Raw genomic sequence first — 23,246 nt, 5'->3', positions numbered from 1 at the left:
AAAAAACGGGCAAGCTGTGCTTGCCCGTTCAGTATATGCCTTAAATGCCAGGCAAACGCTTACTTGCTGTTTTGCGCGTCCACGGCGGCCAGGGCCACCATATTGACGATGCGGCGCACCGAAGCGATCGGGGTCAGGATGTGAGCCGGCTTGCTCATGCCCATCAGGATGGGGCCGATGGTCACGCCGTCGGAGGCGGAAACGCGCAACAGGTTGTAGCTGATGTTGGCGGCTTCCACATTCGGCATGATCAACAGATTGGCCGAGCCTTTCAGCGTGCTGTCCGGCATGGCCTGGTTGCGGATGCTTTCCACCAACGCGGCGTCGCCCTGCATTTCGCCGTCGATTTCCAGATCCGGCTGAGCCGAGCGGATTTGGTCGAAGGCGGCGCGCATCTTCTGCGCCGAGGCGCTGTTCAGCGTGCCGAAGCTGGAGTTGGACAGCAGCGCGGCCTTGGGCGCAATGCCGAAGCGCTTGATCGATTCGCTGGCCATGCGGGTGATGCTGGCCAGTTGTTCGGCGCTCGGGTCGGCGTTGACGTAGGTGTCGGCGATGAAGATGTTGCCGGTGGGCAGGATCAGCGCGTTCATCGCGCCGGCCACTTGCTCCGGGTTGTTGTAGCCGAGCACGGTTTCAACGATGTCGAAGTGCTGGCGGTACGGCCCGTAGGTGCCGCAGATCATCGCGTCGGCGTCGCCGCGGCGCACCATCATTGCGCCGATCAGCGTGGTGTTGCCGATCACGCGACGGCGAGCCTGCTCCTGGGACACGCCCTTGCGCTTGGTCAGCTGGTAGTACTCTTTCCAGTACTCGGCGAAGCGCGGATCGGATTCGTTGTTGACGATCTCGAAGTCCTTGCCGGCCACCAGTTTCAGGCCCAGCTTCTGGATGCGCATGTCGATGACGCTGGGGCGGCCGATCAGGATGGGCTTGGCCAGGCCTTGGGTGACGATTTCCTGCGTGGCGTGCAGCACGCGCTCGTCTTCGCCCTCGGTCAGCACCACGCGCTTCTGGTCTTTCTTGGCCTGGGCGAACACCGGTTTCATGAACAGATTGGTCTTGTACACGAACTGGGCCAGTTGATCGGCGTAGGCGTCGAAGTCCTGGATCGGGCGAGTGGCCACGCCGGAATCCATCGCGGCCTTGGCCACGGCGGGCGCGATCTTGACGATCAGACGCGGGTCGAACGGTTTCGGAATCACGTATTCCGGGCCGAAGGACAGTTCCTGGTCGCCGTAGGCGGTGGCCACCACGTCGTTTTGCTCGGCCAGCGCCAGGTCGGCGATGGCGCGCACCGTGGCCAGCTTCATCTCTTCATTGATGGTGGTGGCGCCCACGTCCAGCGCGCCGCGGAAGATGAAGGGGAAGCACAGCACGTTGTTGACCTGGTTCGGATAGTCCGAACGGCCGGTGCCGATGATGGCGTCCGGGCGCACTTCCTTGACCAGCGGCGGCAGAATTTCCGGCTCCGGGTTGGCCATGGCCAGGATCAGCGGCGAGCGGGCCATGGATTTGACCATGTCCTGGGACACCAGCTTGGGACCGGACAGGCCCATGAAGATGTCGGCGCCGGCCATGGCGTCGGCCAGCTTGCGTTGGCCGTTGTCCTTGATCGCGTAGCGTTTCTTGGAGTCGTCCAGTTTCTCGTCGCGGCCTTCGTAGATCACGCCCTTGGAGTCGCAGACGGTGATGTTGTCGCGGTTCACGCCCAGCGCCACCAGCAGGTCCAGGCAGGCGATGGCGGCGGCGCCGGCGCCGGAGGCCACCACGCGCACTTGCGCGATGTCCTTCTCCACCAGGCGCAGACCGTTGAGCACCGCGGCGGCTGCCACGATGGCGGTGCCGTGCTGGTCGTCATGGAACACCGGAATGTTCATGCGTTCGCGGCACTTCTTCTCGATGTAGAAGCACTCGGGCGCCTTGATGTCTTCCAGGTTGATGCCGCCGAAAGTGGGTTCCAGCGAACAGATGATGTCCACCAGCTTGTCCGGATCCAGCTCGTTGACCTCGATGTCGAACACATCGATGCCGGCGAACTTCTTGAACAGCACGCCCTTGCCTTCCATCACCGGCTTGCCGGCCAGCGCGCCGATATTGCCCAGGCCCAGCACCGCGGTGCCGTTGGAGATCACCGCCACCAGATTGCCGCGCGCGGTGTATTTGTAGGCGTTCAGCGGATCTTCCACGATGGCGTCGCAGGCGGCCGCCACTCCGGGGGAGTAGGCCAGGGCGAGATCGCGTTGGGTGGTGAGAGGCTTGGTCGGGGCAACCTGGATTTTGCCCGGGTTGGGGTACTGGTGGTATTCCAGTGCGCTCTGGCGCAATTGCTCGTCCATTCTCTGGGACTCCTGAGGTTGATCTTTAGGTGGTTGGTTGGTGTAAGAGAGTAACTACACATTATACGGGCTTAAGGGCGGGCGGGGCTATCGCCTTGTCGGACAAAAAACGCGATGGCGCATGCCATCGCGTTTTCACGCCTGTCAGGCGGATGCTAATTCACCATGCCCAGCGCGCGCGGCAGCCATAGCGAGATCTCCGGAATGTAGGTGACGGCCACCAGGAAGCCCAGCATGGTCAGCAACCAGGGCCAGACCGCCACCGTTAGTTCGGTGATGCCCATCTTGGTGATCCCGGAAGCCACGTAAAGGTTCAATCCCACCGGCGGGTGGCACATGCCCACTTCCATGTTCACCGCGATCAGAATGCCGAAGTGGATGGGATTGACGCCCAGTTTCACCGCCACCGGATAAAGGATGGGCGCCATGATCAGCACGATGGCGGACGGGTCCATGAAGTTGCCGGCCGCCAGCAGCAGGATATTGGTCAGCAGCAGGAAGGCGACGATGCCCAGGCCCTGGCCGGTCATCCAGGCCGCCATCGCCTGCGGAATCTGCTCGGACGCCAGCAGGAAGGAGAACAGCACCGCGTTGGTGATGATGTAGAGCAGCATGGAACTCATCGACGCCGCGTTCAGCAAGACCTTGGGCACATCCTTCAGCCCCATGTCCTTGTAGACGAAGACCGCGATCACGAAGGCGTACACCGCTGCCATCGCCGCCGCCTCGGTGGGCGTGAAGATGCCGCTGTAAATGCCGCCTATCACCAGCGCGATCAACAACAGGCCCCAGACGCTGTCGCGGAAAGCCTGCCAACGTTCGCCCCAGCCGGCGCGGGGCAGGCGCGGGTAGTCGAACTTCTTGGCGCGGAACCAGGTGGTCAGGCCCAGCAGCAGGGACAGGCACAGGCCGGGCAGCACGCCCGCCATGAACAGCTGGCCCACCGAGGCGGTGCTGACGCTCATGCCGTTGGGGCCGGTGACATCCATGCCGGCGGTGGCGATGCTGTACATCACCAGATTGATCGACGGCGGAAACAGAATGCCCAGCGCGCCGGAAGTGGTGATCACGCCGGCGCCGAAGCGCTGCGGATAGCCCTGCTTGACCATGGCCGGCAGAATGATGGAACCCACCGCCACCACGGTGGCGACAGATGAGCCGGTGATGGCGGCGAACAACGCGCAGGACACCACGCCGGCCAGGCCCAGGCCGCCGTACCAGTGGCCCACCAGGGTAGTGGCGAAGCGGATCATCCGTTTGGCCACGCCGCCGTGCATCAGGAAGTTGCCGGCCAGGATGAAGAAGGGGATGGCCATGATTTCAAACTTCTCGATGCCGGTGAACAGCTTCAGCGCCACCGAGGTGACCGGCACATCCGTCATGGTGAACAGGAAGGTCAGCACCGTCAGGCCCAGGGAGATGGAAATCGGCATGCCGGTCAGCATCAGCAGCATCAACAGGCCGAAAATGATCAAGGCGCTCATGGGCGGCCTCCGTGATGCATATCGTGGGGGTGCATATTGTCCAGCTGCTCGTCGCCGTCCAGGCCGTCCACATGGCCGTGGTCATGCTTGGGCAGCGAGCCGGTCCTGAGGAAATTCCAGGCCACTTGCAGGAAGCGGAAGCACATCAGCGAAGAACCACAGGGAATGGCCAGGTAGACCAGCCACATCGGCGCCTCCAGATCCGGCGAGGTTTGATCGGTGTGGGCGATGTCCCAGACGAAATCCGCGCCCATGGCGGCGACGGTGCCGGTGAACAGCGCGCCGGCCAGGAGGCCGAAGACGATGAAACGTCCGCGGCGTTTGTCGCTGAGCCGGTTGATCAGCACATCCACGCCGACATGGATGCCGGTGCGCACGCCGTAAGCGGCGCCGAACTTGGCCATCCAGACGAAGAGGTAAATGGTCAGCTCCTGCGCCCAGGACATATTGATGTGGGCGAGCAGCGGTTGCAGAGTGGCGATGCCCGAACCGTAGCGGTGCAGCACCGCGGTAAAGGTGATGAGGGTGGCCGCCCCCATCAGGCAGGCGATCATCCACTCCTCAAGGTGATCGAGGAATTTCAACATATCTGTCTCCGCATGGAACAAGAGCATGCTTGAGGGCATGCTCTTGAACCGGGCTGGCTTTATTTGGCCGGATTGAAACCGGTTTCTTTATAGATCTGGTTTAGCAGATCCTGGCCAATGCGGCCGGCCATCTTGGCGTGGACCGGCGCCAACGCCTTTTTGAAGGCGCTGCGTTCCTGCGGAGTGGGGGTGTAGATCTGGGTTTTGCCGGAAGCCTTGATGCCGGCCAGCGCGCGTTCGTTTTCCTTCTTCGCGATATCGTTGGCGTAGGTGGACGCATCGCGGATCGCGCTGTCCAGCTGGGCGCGCACGTCGGCCGGCAGGCCGTCCCAGAACTTCTTGTTGACGATGACGGCGTAGCCGAGGAAGCCGTGCTGGGTCAGCGTCAGCTGTTTTTGCACCTCATAGGCCTTGCTGGTGTACAGATTGGACGCTTCCAGCTCGGTGCCGTCCACCACGCCGGTCTGCAGCGCCTGATACACCTCGGAGAAAGCCATCACTTGCGGCAGCGCGCCCAGGGTGCGCATTTCCTCTTCCAGCACCTTGGACGACTGGATGCGGATCTTCAGGCCCTTGAGGTCGGCCGGGGTGCGGATGGGCTTGTTGGCGGAGAAATTCTTGAAGCCGTTGTCCCAATAGGCCAGGCCCTTGATGCCCTTGCCCTCCAGCTTGCCCAGCAACTGCTTGCCGATGGGGCCGTGCATCACCTTGTTGACCTGGTCGTAATTGTCGAACAGATAGGGCAGATCGAAGACCTCGAACTCCTTGACCCCCAGCGGACCGAACTTGGCCAGGCTGGGCGCCAGCATCTGAACCGCGCCCAGCTGCAGCGCCTCCAGTTCTTCCTTGTCCTTGTACAACTGGCTGTTGGGATACACTTGCACCTTGACCTTGCCCTTGGTGCGTTCCTCAGCCAGTTTCTTGAAATATTCGGCGGCTTTGCCCTTGGGGGTGTCCGGAGACACCACATGGCTGAATTTGATGAGGATCTCGCCGGCGGCGTTGGCAACGCCGGACAAGGCGAACGCGGCGCAGAGGGCCACGGCGGCAGTCTTCAGTTTCATTCTCTATCTCCATCGTACTTGTATAGTGTTGTATGGAATCCACCAATCCCTTGGCATTTTATGGCCGGCAAAAGCGATTTGGCCGGCGCCGTGGGCGGTTTTTCCTTATGCGCTGTCCTTGTGGACAGTCTGCTTGTTCCGTGTAAAGTAGGATTTCCTATTTCTTTCAACTATTAGGGACTTCCGCATTAGGGCTTTCCCTAGAATGCCATGCAGATAAAAAATTTATTGTCGCGCCGTTCCCCCGGCATGCTCTGGCTCAGCGCCGGCGCGCTGTTGCTGGCCCTGCTGTTGGCGCTGGGCAGCCTGTTCTACCTGGTTTACCGGGACTGGCGCGACGAGCAGCAAGACAATCTGATCCAGGAAGTGCTGTGGCTGGAGCAGTCCTTGCGCATGTATCTGGAAGGGCAGCAGGAATGGGCTGAAAATCTGGGCCGGGAAATCGAGGACGGCAATATCGACAGCCAGCGCTTTGCCCGGCAAGCCGCGTTTTACCTGCGGGGCAACCCGGAACTGCTGAGCATCGAGCAGGTGGACGTGGACGGCAGGGTGGTGCGCGACCAGCACGGCACCCGCCGCGACGGCAGCGTGCTGACCGGAGAAACCTTCGACGCGCTGTGGCGCGCCAACCGCCTGCTGCGGCCCAGTTACGGCGAACCCTATCAGGGCGGCGACGGCAAATACCGCTTCGATCTGGCCGTGCCCATCGTCCACGACGGCAAACCCCTGGGCGGGCTGAGGCTGGCCTACCAGATGGACCTGCTGTTGTTCAACCAGGTGCCGTGGTGGATCGCCTCCAAGAACTACATCAGCATCCAGGATTTGAGCGGCAAAATCCTGGCCAGCAAGTTCGATCCGGCGGAGCGTCCCGGCACCCTCTCGCATCAGACCAGCTTCGACCCGCCCGGCTACGGCCTCTATCTGCACGCGACCAGCTACCGCGCCGGCCTGGGGCTGACCCTGCCGGTGTTGTCCGGCCTGATCGCGCTGCTGGTCAGCGCGCTCTTGTACGCCGCCTGGCGCATCCGCCGCCACGTGCGCGAACGCGCGCACGCGGAACAGGCGCTGGCCAAGGAAGTGTCCTTGCGCCAGGCGATAGAAGACTGCATGAAAAGCGGCCTGGTGGCTTTGGAGGACGAAGGGCGCATCGTGCGCGTCAACCGAGCCTTCTGCGACATGCTGGGCTTCGGCGCGGACGAACTGGTGGGTCAGGCGCCGCCGCATCCGTTCTGGCCGGAGGACGACCACGCGGCCATGACCGCGGCGATCGCCGCGGTGCGCGACAACCGTCAGCCGGAAGAGGGCTTCGAACTGCGCTTTGCGCGCAAGGACGGAGAATTCATCGAAGTGCGGCTCTACGCCACCCCGTTGGTGGAAGCCGACGGCAGCCAGCGCGGCTGGATCGCGTCCCTGTTCGACATCACCGAGCGCAAGCGGCAGCGGCTGGCGCTTAACGCCTCCCATCAGCGCTTCCTCACCGTGCTCAACGGCCTGGTGGCCGGCGTCTGCGTGATGGAAGAAAGCGGCGGTCTGCTGTTGTACGCCAATCCGGCGTTTGCCCGGCTATGGCTGACGGTGGAGCCGGACGGCCCCTGCTGCGTGCTGCTGCCCGGCCTGCAGGAACAGCCGGAACAAGACGAGTACGGCCTGGAATTCACCACCGACGGCGGCGGCAGCTGGTTCCAGATGCACCGCCGCCGCATAGACTGGGTGAACGGCGAATCCGCCTGGCTGGCCATCCTGGCCGACGTCAGCGAAGACAAAGCGCGCGAAGGACGGGAACTGGCGCAGCAGGAACGGCTGCAAAACACCTCGCGCCTGATCGCCATGGGCGAAATGGCCTCCACGCTGGCGCATGAACTGAACCAGCCGCTGACCGCCATCAACACCTACGCCGCCGGTGTCAGCCGCCGGCTGCCGGCGGAACTGGAACTGCCGGCCGGCGTGCGCGAAGCGATCCAGGAAATCGCCGGACAGGCCAAGCGCGCCGCCCAGATCGTCAGCAGCATCCGCGCCTTCGTCAAAAAGCACGAGCCGCAATTGCAGCGGGTGGAGCCGGGGCCGGTGGTGCTGCGCGCCGTCGGCCTGGCGGAAGGCCTGGCGGTCAAAGCCGGGGTCAAGCTGCAGGTGGAACAAGACCCGGCAGGCTGCCTGCTGGACATGGACCCGGTGCTGATCGAGCAAGTGCTGCTCAATCTGATGAAAAACGCCATTGAAGCGATGCAGGAAGCGCAGACCAAGCGGCCGCGGGTCAAAGTGCGCACCTCCATCGGCACCGCCTTCTGGCGGGTGGAAGTGGTGGACAACGGCCCCGGCCTGTCCGAGGCGATGAAGAGCAATCTGTTCACCCCGTTCTACTCCACCAAGCCGGAAGGCATGGGCATCGGCCTGAACATCTGCCGCTCCATCGTTGAATTCCACCGCGGCGAATTCGGCGCCAACAGCACCGTAGCCGGCGGCTGCGCGTTCTGGTTCACCCTGCCGCTGGCCAAGTGAGGGTCCTGCCTCCGCGCGGGGCAGAGAGGGCAGGCGGCGGGCGGGGGCGGTGAAGGCGGTCCGTTTTGAATAAGCCGCTGCCGGGTTCGCGTCTGTTTCCCGGCGGCGGATTGGCTTATGCTGTGGCGGCGCGCTGGAATGTCCGCCGCGCCCGCCTTCCCGCATCCGACAGGAGCCCGCCATGTCCGTTTCCATGTACCAAGCCTCCGTCCCGGCGCTGATCCGGGGCCTGAACAATCTGTCCGCCATCCTGGACAAGGCCGCCGCCGACGCCGCCGCGCGCAACATCGCGCCGGACGTGCTGCTGAACGCCCGGCTGGCGCCGGACATGTTCGCGCTGACGCGCCAGGTGCAGATCGCCAGCGACAGCGCCAAAGGCTGCGCCGCGCGGCTGGCGGGCGTCGACGTGCCCAGCTACGCCGACGACGAAGCCAGCTTTGCCGATTTGCAACAGCGCATCGCCAAGACCGTGGCGTTTTTGCAGGGTTTTAACGCTGCGCAGATCGACGGCAGCGAGACGCGGGAAGTGGTGCTGAAAGTGCGCGGTGACGAGATCCGCTTCAGCGGACAGAACTATCTGCTGGGCTTTGTGCTGCCCAACTTCTACTTCCACCTCACCGCCGCCTACGCCATCCTGCGCCACAACGGCGTGGCGCTGGGCAAGATGGATTACTTGGGCGGCGTGTAGTCCCGGGCGGGGAGCCGCCGCAGCGCTGGCCAGCGCTGCAAAAACTGCTTGTCCATCAGCCTGCGCTCAAACACGGCGGCGTTGCCATGCCTGGGATTATGGCGCAACACGCCGTTCATCAAATCGTCCAGACCGCAGGGAGCCAGAATCCGCACGCGGTCCTCCTCATCCAGCCAGGCCGCCACGGAAGTGGCGGTTTCCGGCCAACTAGCCACCCCGTCCGCCAGGCTTTGTAATGGCGGCAAGGGGCGGCCCGGCTCCTGTTCGCGCCAGAGGTGCACCGCCGCTTGATTGCAGACTTCCCAGTTCAAGCTTGGCAGCGCAGTGCGCAATTGGGCTTCCAACTGATGCTCGCGCTCTGGGCTTAAGTCCGCGGGATCGAAGTAAACCAGATCTATGTCCGGGATAGGTGTGGGCCGTGCATGGCTGCACAGCCGGTCCCAAACCAGGCTGCGGATGGCTCCGGCGCCGATGGCCCAGGAGGACAGGCCCAAGGCGCGCCCAGCGCCAAGCGCCTCCATCAGCCACGGCTGCCCGCGCAGCAAAGCCACTAACTGTCGCTCATGCTCCATCGGCCTGCGCCGGCGCCTCCGGCGTCAGGATGGTCTCCTGCGCCTGCTCCAGCTTCTCCGGATAGTCGCGGCTGTAGTGTAGGCCGCGGCTCTCCTTGCGCAGCAGCGCCGAACGCACGATCAGCTCCGAAGTCTGCACCAGATTGCGCAGCTCGATCAGATCGTTGCTGACGTGGAAATGGCGGTAATACTCGTTGATTTCCTCGGACAGCAGGCGGATGCGGTTTTGCGCCCGCATCAGCCGCTTATTGGTGCGCACGATGCCCACATAGTCCCACATCGCCCGGCGCAGCTCGTCCCAGTTGTGGGAAATCACCACCTCCTCGTCCGGGTCCGTCACCTGGCTGTCGTCCCAGTCCGGGATCTTGGGCAGCTTGATCTCCGGCGCGGCCAGGATGTCCGCCGCCGCCGCCTTGCCTATCACCAGACATTCCAGCAAGGAGTTGCTGGCCAGCCGGTTGGCCCCGTGCAGGCCGGTGCAGGCCACTTCGCCCACCGCGTACAGTGCGTCCACATCGGTGTGGCCGGTCAGGTCTGTAACCAGGCCGCCGCAGGTGAAATGCACCGCCGGCACCACCGGGATGGGCTGTTGGGTGATGTCTATGCCCAGCTCCAGGCAATGGGCGTAGATATTGGGGAAATGCTCGCGGATGAAATGGGCAGGCTTGTAGGAAATGTCCAGGTAGACGCAGTCCAGGCCGTGCTTCTTCATCTCAAAGTCGATGGCGCGCGCCACCACGTCGCGCGGCGCCAGCTCGGCGCGCGGATCGTGCTCCGGCATAAAGCGGGTGCCGTCCGGCAGCTTCAGGATGCCCCCCTCGCCGCGCACCGCCTCGGTGATCAGGAAGGACTTGCTGTGCGGGTGATACAGGCAAGTGGGGTGGAACTGCATGAATTCCATATTCCCCACCCGGCAGCCGGCGCGCCAGCCCATGGCGATGCCGTCGCCGGTGGCGGTGTCCGGGTTGGTGGTGTACAGGTAAACCTTGCCGGCGCCGCCGGAGGCCAGAATGGTGTGCTTGGCGGCGATGGTCACCACCTGATCCGCCAGCTTGTCCAGCGCGTACACCCCATAGGCGCGGTTGCCGGGCAGGCCCAGCTTGCGCGAGGTGATCAGATCGATGGCGATATGCTCTTCCAGCTCCGTGATATTGGGGTGGGCCTTGATCTTCTGCCCCAGCGTGCTGGTCACCGCCGCACCGGTGGCGTCCGCGGCGTGGATGATGCGGCGGTGGCTGTGGCCGCCCTCGCGGGTCAGGTGATAACCGGTGCGGTGGGTTTCATCCTTGGTGAAGGGCACGCCCAGCGCAATCAGCCAATCAATGGCTTCCTTGGAATGCTCGACAATGAAGCGCGTGGTCTCCTCATTGCACAGCCCTGCGCCGGCAATCAGCGTATCGCGGATGTGTTCCTCCACCGAATCCTCGGTGTCCAGCACCGCTGCGATGCCGCCCTGAGCGTAAGTGGAACTGCCTTCCAGCAAATCGCGCTTGGTAATCAGGCCCACCTTGCGGCTTTCCGCCAGGTGCAAGGCCAAGGTCATCCCGGCCAGACCGCTGCCGATGATCAGAACATCAAACTTGAGCATGATGAAATCCTGCAGGACGCAGAGTCGAAATGGATAGGCAGCGTAGCAGACTTCATGCTGGTGTGACAGATGGGGGAGGGGACGGGCGGGTACTGGTCAAATCCAGGGGGATTAATGAGCCGATACGATAAAGGCCCAGGATGCCGGCGTTGTCGTCGCCATAGTGGAGCTGCGGGTAGATCGTTTTGAGTGGGCATGCCTTTGATTGTTGGAGGCTTGCTATGGGCTTTGGCAATATATTCTGAAGGTGTGACGGTATGCTCTGTTGTATATGATTTATGGAAAGAAAGTTACGCCAAAATCTTTAACGGGAACCAGCTCTACTCCGGGCTTGTGAAAGAAGTCTGCAATGCTGCTGTGTACAAGTAGCCAGCCTTCAGTCGTCGCTCCCATTTTGAAGAGTCTGCGTTCTGCGAGCGGTAGTGAGTCAAGAGTGGCTTTGTCGAGATGATAGCTAATCACTTCATAACGGATGTCATCAAAGCCAGTTAAGGGTTCTGGGGCGTAAAGAGATTTATTTCTGTCCCAGCAATCCAGTTTGTTTGTGAAGGTCAAAAACCAATAGTTGTCATGGTGTACATTATTGTGGTCTATGTAAATTGCCGGTTGTAATACAAGGTTGGGTATTTCAATGAGGGCAAGCTGCTTATATGTTTCTGCCTTAACGGCAATGTCGGAGCCGTGGAATAATATTTCTGGAGGCTCTTCATTAAATAAATGCTTGTTTTTATTGTTTGCCGCGCCATTGTTGAATTTTAATGGCAGGCTACTTAATGGTAGTGCTTCTGAGGTGTATGCAAGGGCTGCTGTTTCAGTGTCTGCTGAAAGGATAGGGCGATTTTTTGTGCTTTTATAGCTTATGAAGCAATACTCAGAATGGTAGTTTTTCATGGTCGTACGCTTATTAGACTGATTTAGCTGCTTTGTGCCTACGGGGTGAGCAGATGGCCGGAGCGATAGTAGTGCACCGTTGCGGGTTTGTGCAGTAGGCCGGAGTCTGAACGGTTGGCCTAATGTTGCTTGCTACACAGCACGTTGACGGCACGTATGGATTCGGCATCGGCCAAGGGGGGGCCGCAGAAGGCGCCAGCGTCTTGCCTCCCGGCCCCAAGCACGTGATAATCCGACCGTGCTGTGCATCAGCACCGGAATTAGCGTTCCGAGGCAAGAAGGCGGACAGCCGCACATGCGGCATCCCATGTCCGAACACACCATAGATGCGTCTACTCTTGGGCGGGTCATGGTGGGAGCGTGCTTGCACGCGCCGGATCCTTCTTGCCGGTAACGCTAATCCTGCCATGTTCCCGCCGCCTCCGCTTAGCGTCGGAGGGCGGGCATAAAGCTCAAGAAGGAGTTGCCATGACTAGCGCCACTCAAACCCTCCACATCCCGTCACTATCAACCTTGCTGTCCCAGCTGAAAAGCTTGCGTCGGCAAAATCCCTTACTACACCCGATTGACCCGCTGTTGCCGCAGCTTGACGAATACGACGAGCGCTTCCATCACAGCGCCCAACTGATCTGTCTGGAACTCGGCCAGGTCAGCCATGCCTTGAGCGCGCTTGTTGCCATGCTGGACCAACCCAACTTGGACACGCTGGAGTGCGAGCAGCTGTATTGCCTGCTGGAGCCCTTCGCCCGCCGCTTGCAGCAGACTACGGTGCAAATGCAGGCACTGGCTTAATCCTTCCAAATGCTCAAAGCCCCGGATGGGGCTTTGGGTTTATTACGGCTTGGGTTTGGTTCGGTTTTTGTGCATCAGGCGGCCGCAGGACGAGTCTGCCTTTTGCGCCAGCGGATTGATGTCGCCGCTACGATTCTCTGTGCCTGACTCCAGGCCTCGTAGTCCATTTCTAGCTTCGCGTCCTTGCGTGTCGGGCAATGCCCGTGGAGGGCTAGGTGGTTGGTGTGGTGGTGGTAGTACTCTGCTATCAGTTCGGAGGGGGCCGATGGTGACTTCAGGCCGGAGTTGTAGGGGCGGTACGGGTTCCAGCTTTGCGCTAGGACGTCGCGCACGGCTGTGGTGTGGACTTGGGCCGGTAGCACGAAGCTATCCGGTTCAAACAGATGGCCCGTCGGTCTGTCACGGACTTTGAAGGCTCGCAGGTCACCGTTCAAGTTGTGGTGAGTTGTTTGTTTGGTTAAGTATTGGTGACTCTGGGAATGAAGCTGGGTCTATTCATTTCATCAAAATTTAAACATTATTATAAGCTACTGAAACATACGATCCAAATCCGTAAAGCTTGTGGCTACCTTTGCCATATTACCAAAAAAAGGCTCCGCCGAGCAGTCGGCTTCATCGTTGTGATCCCAATAATAGACTTCCCCTTTATTGTTCCCGATGCAACTTAAAAGAAGCAAGCTTCCACTTGAGTCATGAGCAATAGGAATGTATCCAAGAGGGATACGACCTTTGTACATCGTTATTGCATAATCAAGGGTGCAAGAAGCTAATGGGGTAGAATGCGCATAAAAGTACTGTATGGAGATGCTTTTTGTTTTTATTTTTATGGAGCTCGGCTCTGGCTTGCCTCCATTGTATTTTGACAAAAACTCTAAATAATCTTGGGCTGGTGAAATGTCAAGTTTTCCAAAAAAATCTATCAAAGTGGTCGTCGATGGCCTTTCTTTAAAGTTATAAGCTTGGAGCATCTGCTGCTTTTTTCGCTTGTCGAGCTTTACTCCATGTTTGATCAGAAAATTCAGCTCCTCTGAACTAATGCCAAGGGGTAGATATTGTGTCATTTTATCTCCTGTATTTGGTGTTGAGTGTCAGATGGATCGTATGGTTGCATTTACTTCATTAAAGAAAATTCTTGAAATTTAATATTTAACTTATGGGTTTGGCAGATTGTTTTGAATGATTCTGTTGTGAAAAAAATCTGTGGGTTGTTGATGTCTCTTATGATGAGGTCATCTTGAGTGATTTTGGCATCTTTTTGGATTTGAATTTTATAATCGTCAACGCGCTCAAAAACTGCTTTCCTGTTTAGTATTATTCCGGCATGGGCATCAATTGTATGTGCACCTATTTTTATTCTGCAAGGGCGTATTTCCATTTGGGGGCTTATGACTTCGCCAATACTGTTAATGGCATGGTCTGAAAAAATTGGAAATGCCATTGTGGGCTCAAAGTAGTCGTAATTCTTTATGGTTTCTGGGGTGAAAAAAGACTGGGCCGTAACATTTAATGGGTGGCCATTTTTAAAATTATTACTGTCTATTCCAAGCATAAAATGATCTAAAATGACTCCGTTGGGTCTTTCAGGTCTAGCAGAGCGTTTTCGCATTTCCCTGTGGTATACACACTATATATTTTCATCGCTTTGCTTTCGTGTTTTGACCTTTGGGGGATGGAAGGTGATGCGCAAGTTAGTTTTCCTGAGTTTAGATCCACTCTTAATTTGAATTGTTCCCCAGGTGCTTACTGTGTGGCCTTGACTGTGCCACACTTTCGGCTGTTGTGATCAACAGAGTCATACTTGCTGGAAGTTATATGTTAGTAAAATTTTTACTACATCTGATTGATTGGCCGTTGCTAAAAATCAATACTTGTTTCAATACATGCCCAATCTGATTAGGGTTATGCCAACTCAGTAACTATTTGACCTTGTTGGTGGTGCTGTTGAAATGATTCAGGCTAAACCCATTAGGGTGCGAGTGGGGGTGTTGTTTGCAGCAGTCTTTCGTTAGTTTTTCATAGGTTAATGTAATGTAAGTACAGTAATTAACTTAAGCTATTCTAAATGACTAAAGCCCCGAATGGGGCTTTGGGTTTTCTGTAGTTTGAGCTTTATTTGTTGCACAAACTTGCAGTGGAGTAATTTTTTGTGTCGGCCGATTTTTCTAAATAGGACGAGTCCTATATAGGACTGCAAAATTTGTTGTTTATCTTTGGATGCTAATGCTTCATGAGGTTATATGGAATTTTTCTTCTTCCAATTTTGACCGTCAATGCTTTGGTATGCCTGGTCAATCTTGTAAGTGTCTTCTTTTTGTAAAATAATATGCTTTGAATAGCTGTTTTGTTTTTTTCTATTTTTGGAAATGACTTCGAACTTTAAGGGGGAGCTCTCAGTGCAGGAGATGGTTTCCTGATCGTAGAGGCGAGGTCTTCCAACTCCTAATGTTTCTAGCTTTTCCTGTCCAATTTTACTGAAGGCAGACTCAGTTAAAAATGGCCGCAGAATAAGCTCTAGCTTGGATCTGGATTCTTGGTCGGTTTTTTTAATGAACTCATTGTCTGTTTCAAACTCTGGCTTTCTCTTTTCTGCATAATACCAGTCTTCCCAGTTAAGCATCTGTTCCAGAAAATTGGCGGTGAATTCAGAAGGAGTCAATTTTTGTCTCGCAGCAGTCTGGGTTTTTGAAGCTAATAGATTGGGCTATACCATTTGCGTGTCATTGCTGTAAGGTCTCAAGGAGGACAATTTTCTCCAATCTTGGTGTTAAAGTTAAGGTTGAAAACCAACTGGGTCCCATGAAATAAACTATTAAATCTCTGAGTCAGAGTAGTGGCGGTGGTTGCATGGTGGTCGATTCCCACCGCCTGCGCGCCTTGTTTGTCGGTCGGCACCGAAAAAGTGTCTCGGTGGCCAATTTTTTACCTTGGTATTGGCTGCTGGCTGATCTGACTTTAATTGCCAGCCAGTTTTGATTTGAATGATTCGCAAATTTGGTGGTTTTGTATTTGAAATTAACTGGATAATGCCATATAACTTTCGACGCATTTGTAGCACATTGGTTTTAATGTTTCCAGTATCTGATTTAATGTGCTTTCGTCTGTTATTTCAACTTGAGAGGATGAAAAAGTTGTTCCATGTATCATTTCTCCCTCAGTAACAACAAGAGGGAACTCGATTTCTTCAAAAAGAATACTTGAATATATTATTTTTTCGAGTGTTTTTTTTGTTATGGCGTCGGCCGCTCTTGCGCTGACATTTTCAGTGCCAGACCAGCCGTGCTGTGTGCAATTAATAAGAGACATATTTTACCTGACTTTAAGTTTGAAGCCTTTTTTTGCAAGAAATTTTGCTTGGCCTCCGGGGCCCTCCGGAAAATTTACTCCCCCTGCTCGAAGAACATTTGATATATGGTCTACGCAACTGTTTGTTCGTTCACTATAAGGGCCAAGTTCTTTATGGATTTGTTCTTTTTGATACTGCTGAGCAGCTGCAGCATCAGGAACTTCGATTTGAGTGGTATGTACTACAGGTAGTCCAGCTAGAGAGTTATGTTCAGCTATCGTTGATAGAGTGGTTTTCACTTGTTATAACTTGGTGAGTGTGTAAGCTACCCTTGCCACTAACTTCCACTGTGTAATGTCGTGTTCTAGACCCCGTGTCGTATTGTCGGATCGTTGCAACCCCTCCCTTAATTGGGCAAGTCGTCAGACCTTTAGGATCAACCCATTGGATTGGGTTGGAGGCGTAGTTATGAGTATTTATCCCACCAAATAACCCAATCGGATCCCGCGAAATAAAGCGCCCGATCTCCGGATCATAGTAGCGGTGGTGGTTGTAGTGCAGCCCAGACTCTTGGTCCTGATACTGGCCCTGGAAACGGAAGGGGTTGCGGATGCCGGCCTTGCTAGCGGCGTCGGCGATGATTTCGCGCGCTTGCCCCCAGGCTTGGTAGTCCATCTCCAGCGCCAGCGCGCCTTGTTCGTCGGTCAGCGCCTGCGGGGTGCCCAGGTGGTCGGTATGGTAGTAGTACACCGCAGTCGGTTCGCTGGGTTCCGGCGCCGGTTTGCGCAGCGGGTCCAAGTCCGAGTCATAGGGGCGGTGCTGGCTCCAGCGCGGCACTTTGATGTTTGCATATCCCAGTGTGAACCAAGCTATTATGCTTTTGTACCTGCGACAAACAAGCTTTCCGAATTGAATTTTAAAAAACCAAGTTGAGTGGTTTTTACGTGCGAGAAGAGGCTTTCAAAGTTATTAGCCAAGGTAAAAAGGGGGTTATAACTTTTTTACCTTCCAGACACGTTCGGCAGTTTGAAAAGATAAGCCTTCAAATTTCCCTATTATTTCTATGGCATTCTTCCATTGGTATAGTTTTCTTGAGCTATAGGATTTATTTTGAGTGTTGCTTGAGATTTCTATAAAATATAACCCTTTTTGATGTTCTTTTTGGTCGATAGGATCAAGGGACCTAGCAGGTCTGATTGACGCGACGCAATCATCAAGTGGTTCGTATCGCTTCTTTATAATTGCAGGACGATTGTTCCACGGGTTGTTATCTGCATCAGTCGCGAGCTGATCTTCATTTTTTATTAATGTAAACCATTGATTTTCATCGGGCTTTGCAGGGGCTTCTTCGCGATCGGCTGCTGAGTAAATTATGTGAATTGGTATGTCAATAGTTGAAGGGCCTCCGCGTTAGGCGCAACTGGCGACTGTTTGAGTAGGTTCTTTGGATTGTGATTTGAATCAATTAGTATTTATGATGTTTGTTGTATTTAAACGGCAATGTTCCTTGCCAAGTCGGAGAGCAGTAAGGTGGTTTTGTATATGGTCTCCAAGTCGGTGATGCCTGCGTTTGATTTTGCATCCAGATGCTACTTTCAATCCAGTCTTTATGTTAATTTTATTGTTTTGATTGCTTTTTGAGGCTTGAGGTATTAGTTGAGGCTATGTTTAAAATTAATTAACTATGGTGTGGTGGGGGCGCTGAGGCTGGTTGTATTCAGCTGTTGAGGACGGTGAATTCGTGGTTGAGAATAATATTCTCAATTGCTTTGATAGCATTGATGCCAATTTGGCAAAGAAAATCATCATATCCTCCATAGATGGCACCATCTTCAGAAATTAGGTAAGTTAGATGTCTAGAGTACCCTTGGCCTATTGGTAGTAGCTTCTTGCCGATGATAGGCTCGTATACTTCTATTGCCCATAGACGATCGAAGCCTTCGGCGGCTAAGGCCCCATCGAAGCATGACTCATCTTCAAACTCTCCACTACGAGAAGAGTGTTTTAAGATTATTCCGTTGAAACTATTTATGAAGTTTAATCCTTCTTGAAAAATATCGTAGCCCTCATTTTTCCAAATGGAAAGAGTTTTTGAGTTGTTTGTAAACCTGGAAGGGTGCCATCCATACTCTATAAGCTTAGCTTCTATTTCTGGTGTAAATTCATAGGTCATTGTTTTTTTCCTGTTTTTACTTTGTCATATTTGAAAGTGACTGAGCAGTTTGCGCAGCATGGCATTGGACTACTATCTTTTGTTCTTACCGTTGCCATTTCTAGATCATGTCTGGATGATCCATCTTTTAGTGCCTGATTCGCTGCGTCGACCTCGGCACAGTTATTTGCAGGCCAAAGTTCTAGGCTATTTTTAGGTAAAGATGCGCCTAGTCTAGAGTCAATGTTTGTTGGCCGGACTCCGCTGGTTCCAATGTATACTTTCCCTGTTCTTCTATTTACGACCGCACATGTTGCTGTTGGCAACCTTCCCCCAGCTGTCCTAAGTTTTTCTGAAGCTTTTTTCGCCTCTTCTAGTGCATCGGGACAAGACTTACGAGTCAGACCTGTAGGGTCAATCCACTGAGTTGGGTTCGGTGCGTAACTGTGAGTATTTATTCCACCCATCAACCCAATCGGATCCCGCGAAATAAACCGTCCGATCTCCGGATCATAGTAGCGATAACGGTTGTAGTGCAGCCCGGATTCCTCATCCTGGTACTGACCTTGGAAGCGGAAGGGATTGCGGATGCCGGCCTTGTTGGCGGCGTCGGCGATGATTTCACGCGCTTGCCCCCAGGCCTGGTAGTCCATCTCCAGCGCCAGCGCGCCTTGTTCGTCGGTCAGCGCCTGCGGGGTGCCCAGGTGGTCGGTATGGTAGTAGTACACCGCCGTCGGTTCGCTGGGTTCCGGCGCGGGTTTGCGCAGCGGGTCCAGGTCCGAGTCATAGGGGCGGTGCTGGCTCCAGCGCGGCACTTTGACGCCGCGCACGGCTTCGGTGTGGACTTGGGCCAGCGGCACGAAGCTGTCCGGTTCAAACAGATAATGCACCGCTTGTTCGTCCCGGGTTTCAAAGGCCAGCACGTCGCCGTCCCAGCCGTAAAGCGTGGTCTGGCCGGCCTGGGTTTTGGCGATGCGGCGGCCCAGCGGGTCGTAGTGGTAGTCGGTGTTCTGGCCGTCCGGCGCGGTCAGGCGGGACAGACGGTTGTGGCTGTCCCATTCCAGCTTGGTGAGTGCGCCGTTGACGCGTTTTTCAACCAGGTTGCCGCGGCTGTCGTAGCGGTAATGGCGGCCGGCGTACTGGCTGAGCAGGTTGCCCAGCAGGCTGTTGTCCTGGTGGCCGTCGGCGGCCGGGGCGTTGTCCAGCAGGTTGCCGGCCGGGTCGAAACGGAAGCTTTCCACGCCCTTGGGAGTGGCGGCTTCCAGCAGGCGGCCCACCGGGTCGTAGCGGTAGTTGAGCTGGCCGGCGCGGCTGTCCGCGATGCCGGTGAGCTGGCCGGCGACGTCGTACTGGTATTGGCGGTTCCACTGGGTGGAGCCCATCAGCCGCTGACTGGTCAGGCGGCCGGCCTTGTCGTAGCTCTGGTGCTGTTGCAGCGCATTGCCCAGCACGCGCTGGGTTTCGCGGTGCAGCTTGTCGCGCTCCAGGTTGACGATGTCGCGCTGGCCGAACAGCAGGCCGTGCACGTGGCCGCTGCCGTAGCTGAGGATGTCCACGCGGCGGCCGTCCGGACGCACGCTGGCGACGCGGTTGCCCAGCGGGTCATGCTCATGCTGCCAGCGGTAGGTTTCCTTGACGCCGGCCACGCTGTAGCCGTGGTGTTCTTCTATGACATTGCCCACCGGATCGTAAATCCAGCGCAGGCTGGCGTAGCGGTTCTTGGCCTGGTACAGCCGGCCGGCGGGGTCGTAGCCGAAGCTTTCCAGGCTGCCCGGCGCGCTGCGTTCGATCAGGCGGCCGGCGCCGTCGTAGCGGTAGAGGGTGGCGACATCGCCTTCCTGTTGTTTTTCCAGCTGGCCGGCGGCGTTGTAGTGATAGCGGGTGGGGCTGCCGTCAAAGCCGGTTTCCGAAATCAGCTGGCCGCCGGCGTCGTATTCGAACAAATACTGGCGGTGGTTTTCATTGCGCAGCGCGGTCAGACGGCCCAGCTTGTCGTATTTGTAGGCCAGGCTGTGGCCGTTGGCGTCGGTGCGGGTTTGCAGCCGGCCGGCTTTGTCGTAGTCGTAATGGGTGGCGCGGCCCAGCGGGTCGGTGAGTTTGAGCAGGCGCGCTTCGGCGTCGTGCTCCAATTGCGTGGCCTGGCCGTCCGGTAGGACGATGGCCTGCAGCGTGCCGTTGGCCGCGTATTGATAGCGGGTGGCGCTGCCCATGGCGTCGACGATCAGCTGCGCGCGGCCGCGTTCGTCGTACTGCCATTGGGTGGCGCTGCCGGAGCAGTCGGTATAGCTCTGCAGCAGGCCGTCCGGACGGTAGGCTATCTGCTTCTTGCCGCCCTTGGCGTCGGTGATGGCCACCGGCAGGCCTTGCTCGTTGTAGGCGTATTTGGTTTTGTGGCCCAGCGGATCGGTTTCCTCGATCAGCTGGCCCTTGTCGTCGTAGGCGCGCAGCCATTTTTCGCCCAGCGGATCGGTGATCTCCACCAGATTGTCCTGGGCGTCGTAGGCGAAGGCCACTTCGCTGCCGTCGCGGCGCTCGTGCAATACCAGATTGCTCTTGTCGTCGTAGGAGAAGCTGTCTTGCGAGCCGTCCGGGTAGATGTGGTTGACCAGGTTTTTCTGGGCGTCGTAGTCGAACCATTCTTCCTTGTGGTCCGGGTAGATGATGCGGTAGTTGTAGCCCTTGTCGTCGAAGTAGTACTCGGTGGTGCGGCCGTAGGCGTCGGTGACGTAGGTGAGGTCGATATTGTCGTCCCAGGCCAGGCGGATGTCCTGGCTGCCGTCGTCGGCGTATTCGCGCACGGCGCGCGCGTCCAGGTGCTTGCCGTCCCACTCTAGATGGATGCCGCGGCCGGTGCGGTCGGTGTAGCGGGTCAGCAGGTGGTGCTGGTACTGGTAGCTCCAGCTTTGACCGTTTTCATCGCTGGCGGCCAGCAGGTCGCCGGCGTCCGCGGCCAGCGGGCCGGCGTCGTCGTATTGGTATTGCGCCAGCGTGCGCAGCGGTAGGCCGGTTTCCGGGTTTTGCAGGCTGATGCGGACAATGCGGCCGCGCGCGTCGTGGCTGAGGTCCGCCACGTAGCCGGCGCTGCTGAGCAGCTGGATCAGCCGGCCGTCGCGGAAGTTCATCGCGATGCTGTTGCCGGCGCGGTCCTTGATCAGCGCCAGGCGGAAGCTGTCGCCGTGGCGTTCGTATAGTTGCACCAGGTCGTGGCCGTAGGTCTGGGAGATCAGGGTGTCGGACAGGCGGCTGAGGGTGAAGCCTTCCAGCTCGTCCTTCAGGGATTCGCCCACCGGCAGCAAGGGGTAGTCCAGCGTGCGGCAGCTGTCGTCGTGGAGCTTCAGCGCTTCGCCTTCGATGTCGAAGCGCGCGCCGTAAGCCACGCCCCAGCGCGCGCCCAGATCGCCGCGGGCGTCGTTGCCGTCGAAGTTGGAGCGATATTGCCGGGTCCAGATGATGGGCAGCACGCCGGGCAGGCTGAAGTCGGTATGTTGCAGCGATTCTTCGCCCAGCACATAGCCGATGCTGTTGGGCGAGGCGGCGCAGGCGCATTTGGGCGGCGGCTTGATCTTGCCCTTGAAGCGGCTGGTGACCTCCTGATAAAGCTGCTGGGTGCCTTTCTTGGCCTTGTTGGTGACTTTGTTGGCCACCGCGGCGGCCTTCTTGGGCAGGTGCTTGAGGAAGGCTGCCAGCAATTTGTTCAGCAAGGGCTTCAGGTGGCTGGAGTACATGGACAGCAGCTTGGCGGTGAGCTGGCCGGCCCAGGCCAGCAGGGTGCGGCCCAGGCTCAGCATCATGCGGGCGGCTGCGCTGCCTTTCAGCGCCATGTCTATGCCTTTGGCCGCGGCCACGGTCATGCCGGCGGCGGCTTCTTTCTTGGCGCTGGCGGCGGCGCGGTTCAGCGCGTCCAGTTCCGCGCCCACCGATGCCCAGAAGCCTTGCTTATTGGTTTTCTCCAGATGGTATTTGACCGGCGCTTGCGGCACGTGCTGTTTGACGTAGCCGCTGAAGTTGCCGGAGCCCAGGCTGATCAGCAGATTGGCCAGGTCCGAGATGATGACCTTGCCTTTGCCGCCGCAGGTTTCCAGCGTGCTCTGCATTTTGCTGTCTACGTGCTTGACCCATTGGTCCGGCATATTGCGGAAGTCGGCCGGCAACATATTGGCCACTTTTTGGGTCAGCGAGGCGGACAGCTCCATTTTCAGCCAGTCGCCGCCGGCGCGGCGCACGCTGCTGGCGCACAGCTTCAGCGTGGGGCGCGCGCCCATTTTGAACAGGCCGCCTGCGGCCGGCACCACGCCCACCAGGTCCACGCCCAGAAACAGCCAGTCGAAGACGTCGACTTCCTGTTTTTTCTTGCTCTTTTCCGACATCTCCATCAGGTCGACGATGACATCGCCCACCGAGATCAGGTTGCCGACAATGGGCACCGCGCTGCCTATGGTCTTGAGGCTGTCCACCGACAGATGCCCGTCGCTGATGCTTTGCAGCCATTGATCGAAGGTCTTGCCGGTTTGCTGGATGACCTGGGCTGCGTTTTGCGGCGTGCCGTTGATTACGGCGACGGGTTTGGCTTGGGCTGCGGTGCTCATGTCGGAGGAGGGCTCTTAAACGATATTCTTGATCATGCCGGCGGCGGAGGGGAGGGACGCGCCGGAGGCAAGTTGTTTGATGTCGCGCGCTTGTTGCAGCGCGGCCTGGGCTTGGGAGGCCATGGCTTTGGCCTGGTCCACGGCGCCTTTGGCCTGGGCCAGGTTTTGCGCCAGGCCGGCGGCGCCGGGCGGCAGCGCCTTGCCTACCAGGCTGCCCAGCTGGCTCATGGCCTGCTGCTGCACCGCGGCGCCCATTTTTTGCAGCGCTGCTTCCGGCTGCGGCACAAAGGGGAAGATGTCCGCCTCGCTCTTGTGCGGACGGCCCAGGAACTGCACTTGGGCCGGTCCGGTGGGCAGGCCGTTGACCATGGCCTTGCCGGCGGCGTCCAGCACGCCGCTGTGCTTGACGCCCAGCGCGTCGGTGAGCACGAATTTGCCCTGGTCCATGGAGTAGCCGTTGGCGAAATCGTGAATCACTTGCAGATTGCCCATGCCCGGCTTGTTGAAGGTGGGGGTGGGCGTGCTGAGGCTGGCCGGGCCGGTGAGCGCGTGGCTGGCGCCCTTGACGCTGACTTCGCCCGGGCAGTGCACTTCGATATTGCCGCCCTTGAGCCGGATATAGCCGCCGCCGCTGGTCAGCAGGATTTCCTGGCCGGCGGCGATTTCCACCTTGCCCTTGCAGGCGGTGACGGTCACATCCTTGTCCGCGGTCACCTCGATGCTGTCG

At 57.7% G+C, this 23,246-nt stretch carries 18 protein-coding genes; 4 read left to right on the top strand and 14 right to left on the bottom strand.

Annotated features, from left to right (window positions below):
• Positions 1-59: 59 nt before the first annotated feature.
• The 4 genes from ACODSD_RS23120 to ACODSD_RS23105 all read right to left on the bottom strand — a co-directional run bounded on the left by ACODSD_RS23120 (position 60) and on the right by ACODSD_RS23105 (position 5,471).
• Complete coding sequence (locus ACODSD_RS23120) at positions 60-2,336, bottom strand: NADP-dependent malic enzyme (protein ID WP_107800820.1); 2,277 nt, start codon at positions 2,334-2,336, stop codon at positions 60-62.
• 155 nt (positions 2,337-2,491) lie between these two features.
• Entirely contained in the window at positions 2,492-3,820 is a 1,329-nt protein-coding gene (locus ACODSD_RS23115; protein ID WP_081548523.1) for a TRAP transporter large permease, read from the bottom strand.
• Positions 3,817-4,407, bottom strand: a complete 591-nt coding sequence (locus tag ACODSD_RS23110; protein WP_488878437.1) for a TRAP transporter small permease — start codon at positions 4,405-4,407, stop codon at positions 3,817-3,819. The genes ACODSD_RS23115 and ACODSD_RS23110 overlap by 4 nt, the downstream gene beginning before the upstream one ends.
• 59 nt (positions 4,408-4,466) lie before the next feature.
• Positions 4,467-5,471, bottom strand: a complete 1,005-nt coding sequence (locus tag ACODSD_RS23105; RefSeq protein WP_107800818.1) for a TRAP transporter substrate-binding protein — start codon at positions 5,469-5,471, stop codon at positions 4,467-4,469.
• Positions 5,472-5,681: 210 nt separating this feature from the next.
• On the opposite strand from ACODSD_RS23105, the gene ACODSD_RS23100 reads away from it, so the two are divergent.
• Positions 5,682-7,967 (top strand): PAS domain S-box protein, encoded by a 2,286-nt coding sequence (locus ACODSD_RS23100; RefSeq protein WP_233246740.1) that lies wholly within the window; start codon positions 5,682-5,684, stop codon positions 7,965-7,967.
• A 181-nt stretch (positions 7,968-8,148) separates the two neighbouring features.
• Positions 8,149-8,655 carry a DUF1993 domain-containing protein gene (locus ACODSD_RS23095; RefSeq protein ID WP_081548533.1) on the top strand — a complete coding sequence of 169 codons (507 nt, stop codon included), beginning with the start codon at positions 8,149-8,151 and terminating at the stop codon, positions 8,653-8,655.
• Here the strand turns inward: ACODSD_RS23095 and ACODSD_RS23090 are convergent.
• The 3 genes from ACODSD_RS23090 to ACODSD_RS23080 all read right to left on the bottom strand — a co-directional run bounded on the left by ACODSD_RS23090 (position 8,637) and on the right by ACODSD_RS23080 (position 11,706).
• A complete protein-coding gene (locus tag ACODSD_RS23090) occupies positions 8,637-9,227 on the bottom strand; it encodes a nucleotidyltransferase family protein (protein WP_235084690.1) in 591 nt (196 codons plus the stop codon). The genes ACODSD_RS23095 and ACODSD_RS23090 overlap by 19 nt on opposite strands.
• The gene (gene nadB, locus ACODSD_RS23085; RefSeq protein ID WP_488878436.1) at positions 9,217-10,815 is read right to left on the bottom strand and encodes an L-aspartate oxidase; all 1,599 of its coding nucleotides are present in this window, start codon (positions 10,813-10,815) and stop codon (positions 9,217-9,219) included. The genes ACODSD_RS23090 and nadB overlap by 11 nt, the downstream gene beginning before the upstream one ends.
• A 276-nt stretch (positions 10,816-11,091) precedes the next feature.
• On the bottom strand, positions 11,092-11,706 hold the full coding sequence (locus ACODSD_RS23080) for a hypothetical protein (RefSeq protein WP_488878435.1): 615 nt from the start codon (positions 11,704-11,706) through the stop codon (positions 11,092-11,094).
• A 468-nt stretch (positions 11,707-12,174) separates the two neighbouring features.
• Here ACODSD_RS23080 and ACODSD_RS23075 point away from each other — a divergent pair, with 468 nt between their 5' ends.
• Positions 12,175-12,498 (top strand): DUF1484 family protein, encoded by a 324-nt coding sequence (locus ACODSD_RS23075; protein WP_488878434.1) that lies wholly within the window; start codon positions 12,175-12,177, stop codon positions 12,496-12,498.
• 527 nt (positions 12,499-13,025) lie between these two features.
• Here the strand turns inward: ACODSD_RS23075 and ACODSD_RS23070 are convergent.
• The 3 genes from ACODSD_RS23070 to ACODSD_RS23060 form a co-directional block, all read right to left on the bottom strand.
• Complete coding sequence (locus ACODSD_RS23070; RefSeq protein ID WP_488878433.1) at positions 13,026-13,559, bottom strand: SMI1/KNR4 family protein; 534 nt, start codon at positions 13,557-13,559, stop codon at positions 13,026-13,028.
• A gap of 50 nt (positions 13,560-13,609) precedes the next feature.
• The gene (locus ACODSD_RS23065) at positions 13,610-14,104 is read right to left on the bottom strand and encodes a hypothetical protein (protein WP_488878432.1); all 495 of its coding nucleotides are present in this window, start codon (positions 14,102-14,104) and stop codon (positions 13,610-13,612) included.
• A gap of 627 nt (positions 14,105-14,731) precedes the next feature.
• Positions 14,732-15,154: an NTF2 fold immunity protein gene (locus ACODSD_RS23060; protein ID WP_488878431.1), complete on the bottom strand. Its 423-nt coding sequence runs from the start codon at positions 15,152-15,154 to the stop codon at positions 14,732-14,734.
• 188 nt (positions 15,155-15,342) lie between these two features.
• Between ACODSD_RS23060 and ACODSD_RS23055 the strand changes: the two genes are divergently transcribed.
• Positions 15,343-15,471, top strand: a complete 129-nt coding sequence (locus ACODSD_RS23055) for a hypothetical protein (protein WP_488878430.1) — start codon at positions 15,343-15,345, stop codon at positions 15,469-15,471.
• Between the two features lie 580 nt (positions 15,472-16,051).
• Here ACODSD_RS23055 and ACODSD_RS23050 read toward each other — a convergent pair.
• The 4 genes from ACODSD_RS23050 to ACODSD_RS23035 all read right to left on the bottom strand — a co-directional run.
• Entirely contained in the window at positions 16,052-16,579 is a 528-nt protein-coding gene (locus tag ACODSD_RS23050; protein ID WP_488878429.1) for an RHS repeat-associated core domain-containing protein, read from the bottom strand.
• Positions 16,580-17,498: 919 nt separating this feature from the next.
• Positions 17,499-17,954 carry an SUKH-3 domain-containing protein gene (locus tag ACODSD_RS23045; RefSeq protein WP_227106711.1) on the bottom strand — a complete coding sequence of 152 codons (456 nt, stop codon included), beginning with the start codon at positions 17,952-17,954 and terminating at the stop codon, positions 17,499-17,501.
• Positions 17,951-22,519 carry an RHS repeat-associated core domain-containing protein gene (locus ACODSD_RS23040; RefSeq protein WP_488878428.1) on the bottom strand — a complete coding sequence of 1,523 codons (4,569 nt, stop codon included), beginning with the start codon at positions 22,517-22,519 and terminating at the stop codon, positions 17,951-17,953. The genes ACODSD_RS23045 and ACODSD_RS23040 overlap by 4 nt, the downstream gene beginning before the upstream one ends.
• A gap of 15 nt (positions 22,520-22,534) precedes the next feature.
• Positions 22,535-23,246 (bottom strand): DUF2345 domain-containing protein (locus ACODSD_RS23035; protein WP_488878427.1); only part of this gene is annotated, 712 nt, incomplete at its 5' end.

This window comes from Chromobacterium sp. FG22 (assembly GCF_057809415.1).
The sequence above is the reverse complement of the archived record's forward strand: the minus strand, read 5'-3'. Positions and strand labels throughout refer to the sequence as shown.

Bases quoted from the DNA above. Each gene is read 5' to 3' on its own strand.
- ACODSD_RS23120 (WP_107800820.1), bottom strand. From the start codon at position 2,336: ATGGACGAGCAATTGCGCCAGAGCGCACTGGAATACCACCAGTACCCC.
- ACODSD_RS23115 (WP_081548523.1), bottom strand. From the start codon at position 3,820: ATGAGCGCCTTGATCATTTTCGGCCTGTTGATGCTGCTGATGCTGACC.
- ACODSD_RS23110 (WP_488878437.1), bottom strand. From the start codon at position 4,407: ATGTTGAAATTCCTCGATCACCTTGAGGAGTGGATGATCGCCTGCCTG.
- ACODSD_RS23105 (WP_107800818.1), bottom strand. From the start codon at position 5,471: ATGAAACTGAAGACTGCCGCCGTGGCCCTCTGCGCCGCGTTCGCCTTG.
- ACODSD_RS23100 (WP_233246740.1), top strand. From the start codon at position 5,682: ATGCAGATAAAAAATTTATTGTCGCGCCGTTCCCCCGGCATGCTCTGG.
- ACODSD_RS23095 (WP_081548533.1), top strand. From the start codon at position 8,149: ATGTCCGTTTCCATGTACCAAGCCTCCGTCCCGGCGCTGATCCGGGGC.
- ACODSD_RS23090 (WP_235084690.1), bottom strand. From the start codon at position 9,227: ATGGAGCATGAGCGACAGTTAGTGGCTTTGCTGCGCGGGCAGCCGTGG.
- nadB (WP_488878436.1), bottom strand. From the start codon at position 10,815: ATGCTCAAGTTTGATGTTCTGATCATCGGCAGCGGTCTGGCCGGGATG.
- ACODSD_RS23080 (WP_488878435.1), bottom strand. From the start codon at position 11,706: ATGAAAAACTACCATTCTGAGTATTGCTTCATAAGCTATAAAAGCACA.
- ACODSD_RS23075 (WP_488878434.1), top strand. From the start codon at position 12,175: ATGACTAGCGCCACTCAAACCCTCCACATCCCGTCACTATCAACCTTG.
- ACODSD_RS23070 (WP_488878433.1), bottom strand. From the start codon at position 13,559: ATGACACAATATCTACCCCTTGGCATTAGTTCAGAGGAGCTGAATTTT.
- ACODSD_RS23065 (WP_488878432.1), bottom strand. From the start codon at position 14,104: ATGCGAAAACGCTCTGCTAGACCTGAAAGACCCAACGGAGTCATTTTA.
- ACODSD_RS23055 (WP_488878430.1), top strand. From the start codon at position 15,343: ATGGTGGTCGATTCCCACCGCCTGCGCGCCTTGTTTGTCGGTCGGCAC.
- ACODSD_RS23045 (WP_227106711.1), bottom strand. From the start codon at position 17,954: ATGACCTATGAATTTACACCAGAAATAGAAGCTAAGCTTATAGAGTAT.
- ACODSD_RS23040 (WP_488878428.1), bottom strand. From the start codon at position 22,519: ATGAGCACCGCAGCCCAAGCCAAACCCGTCGCCGTAATCAACGGCACG.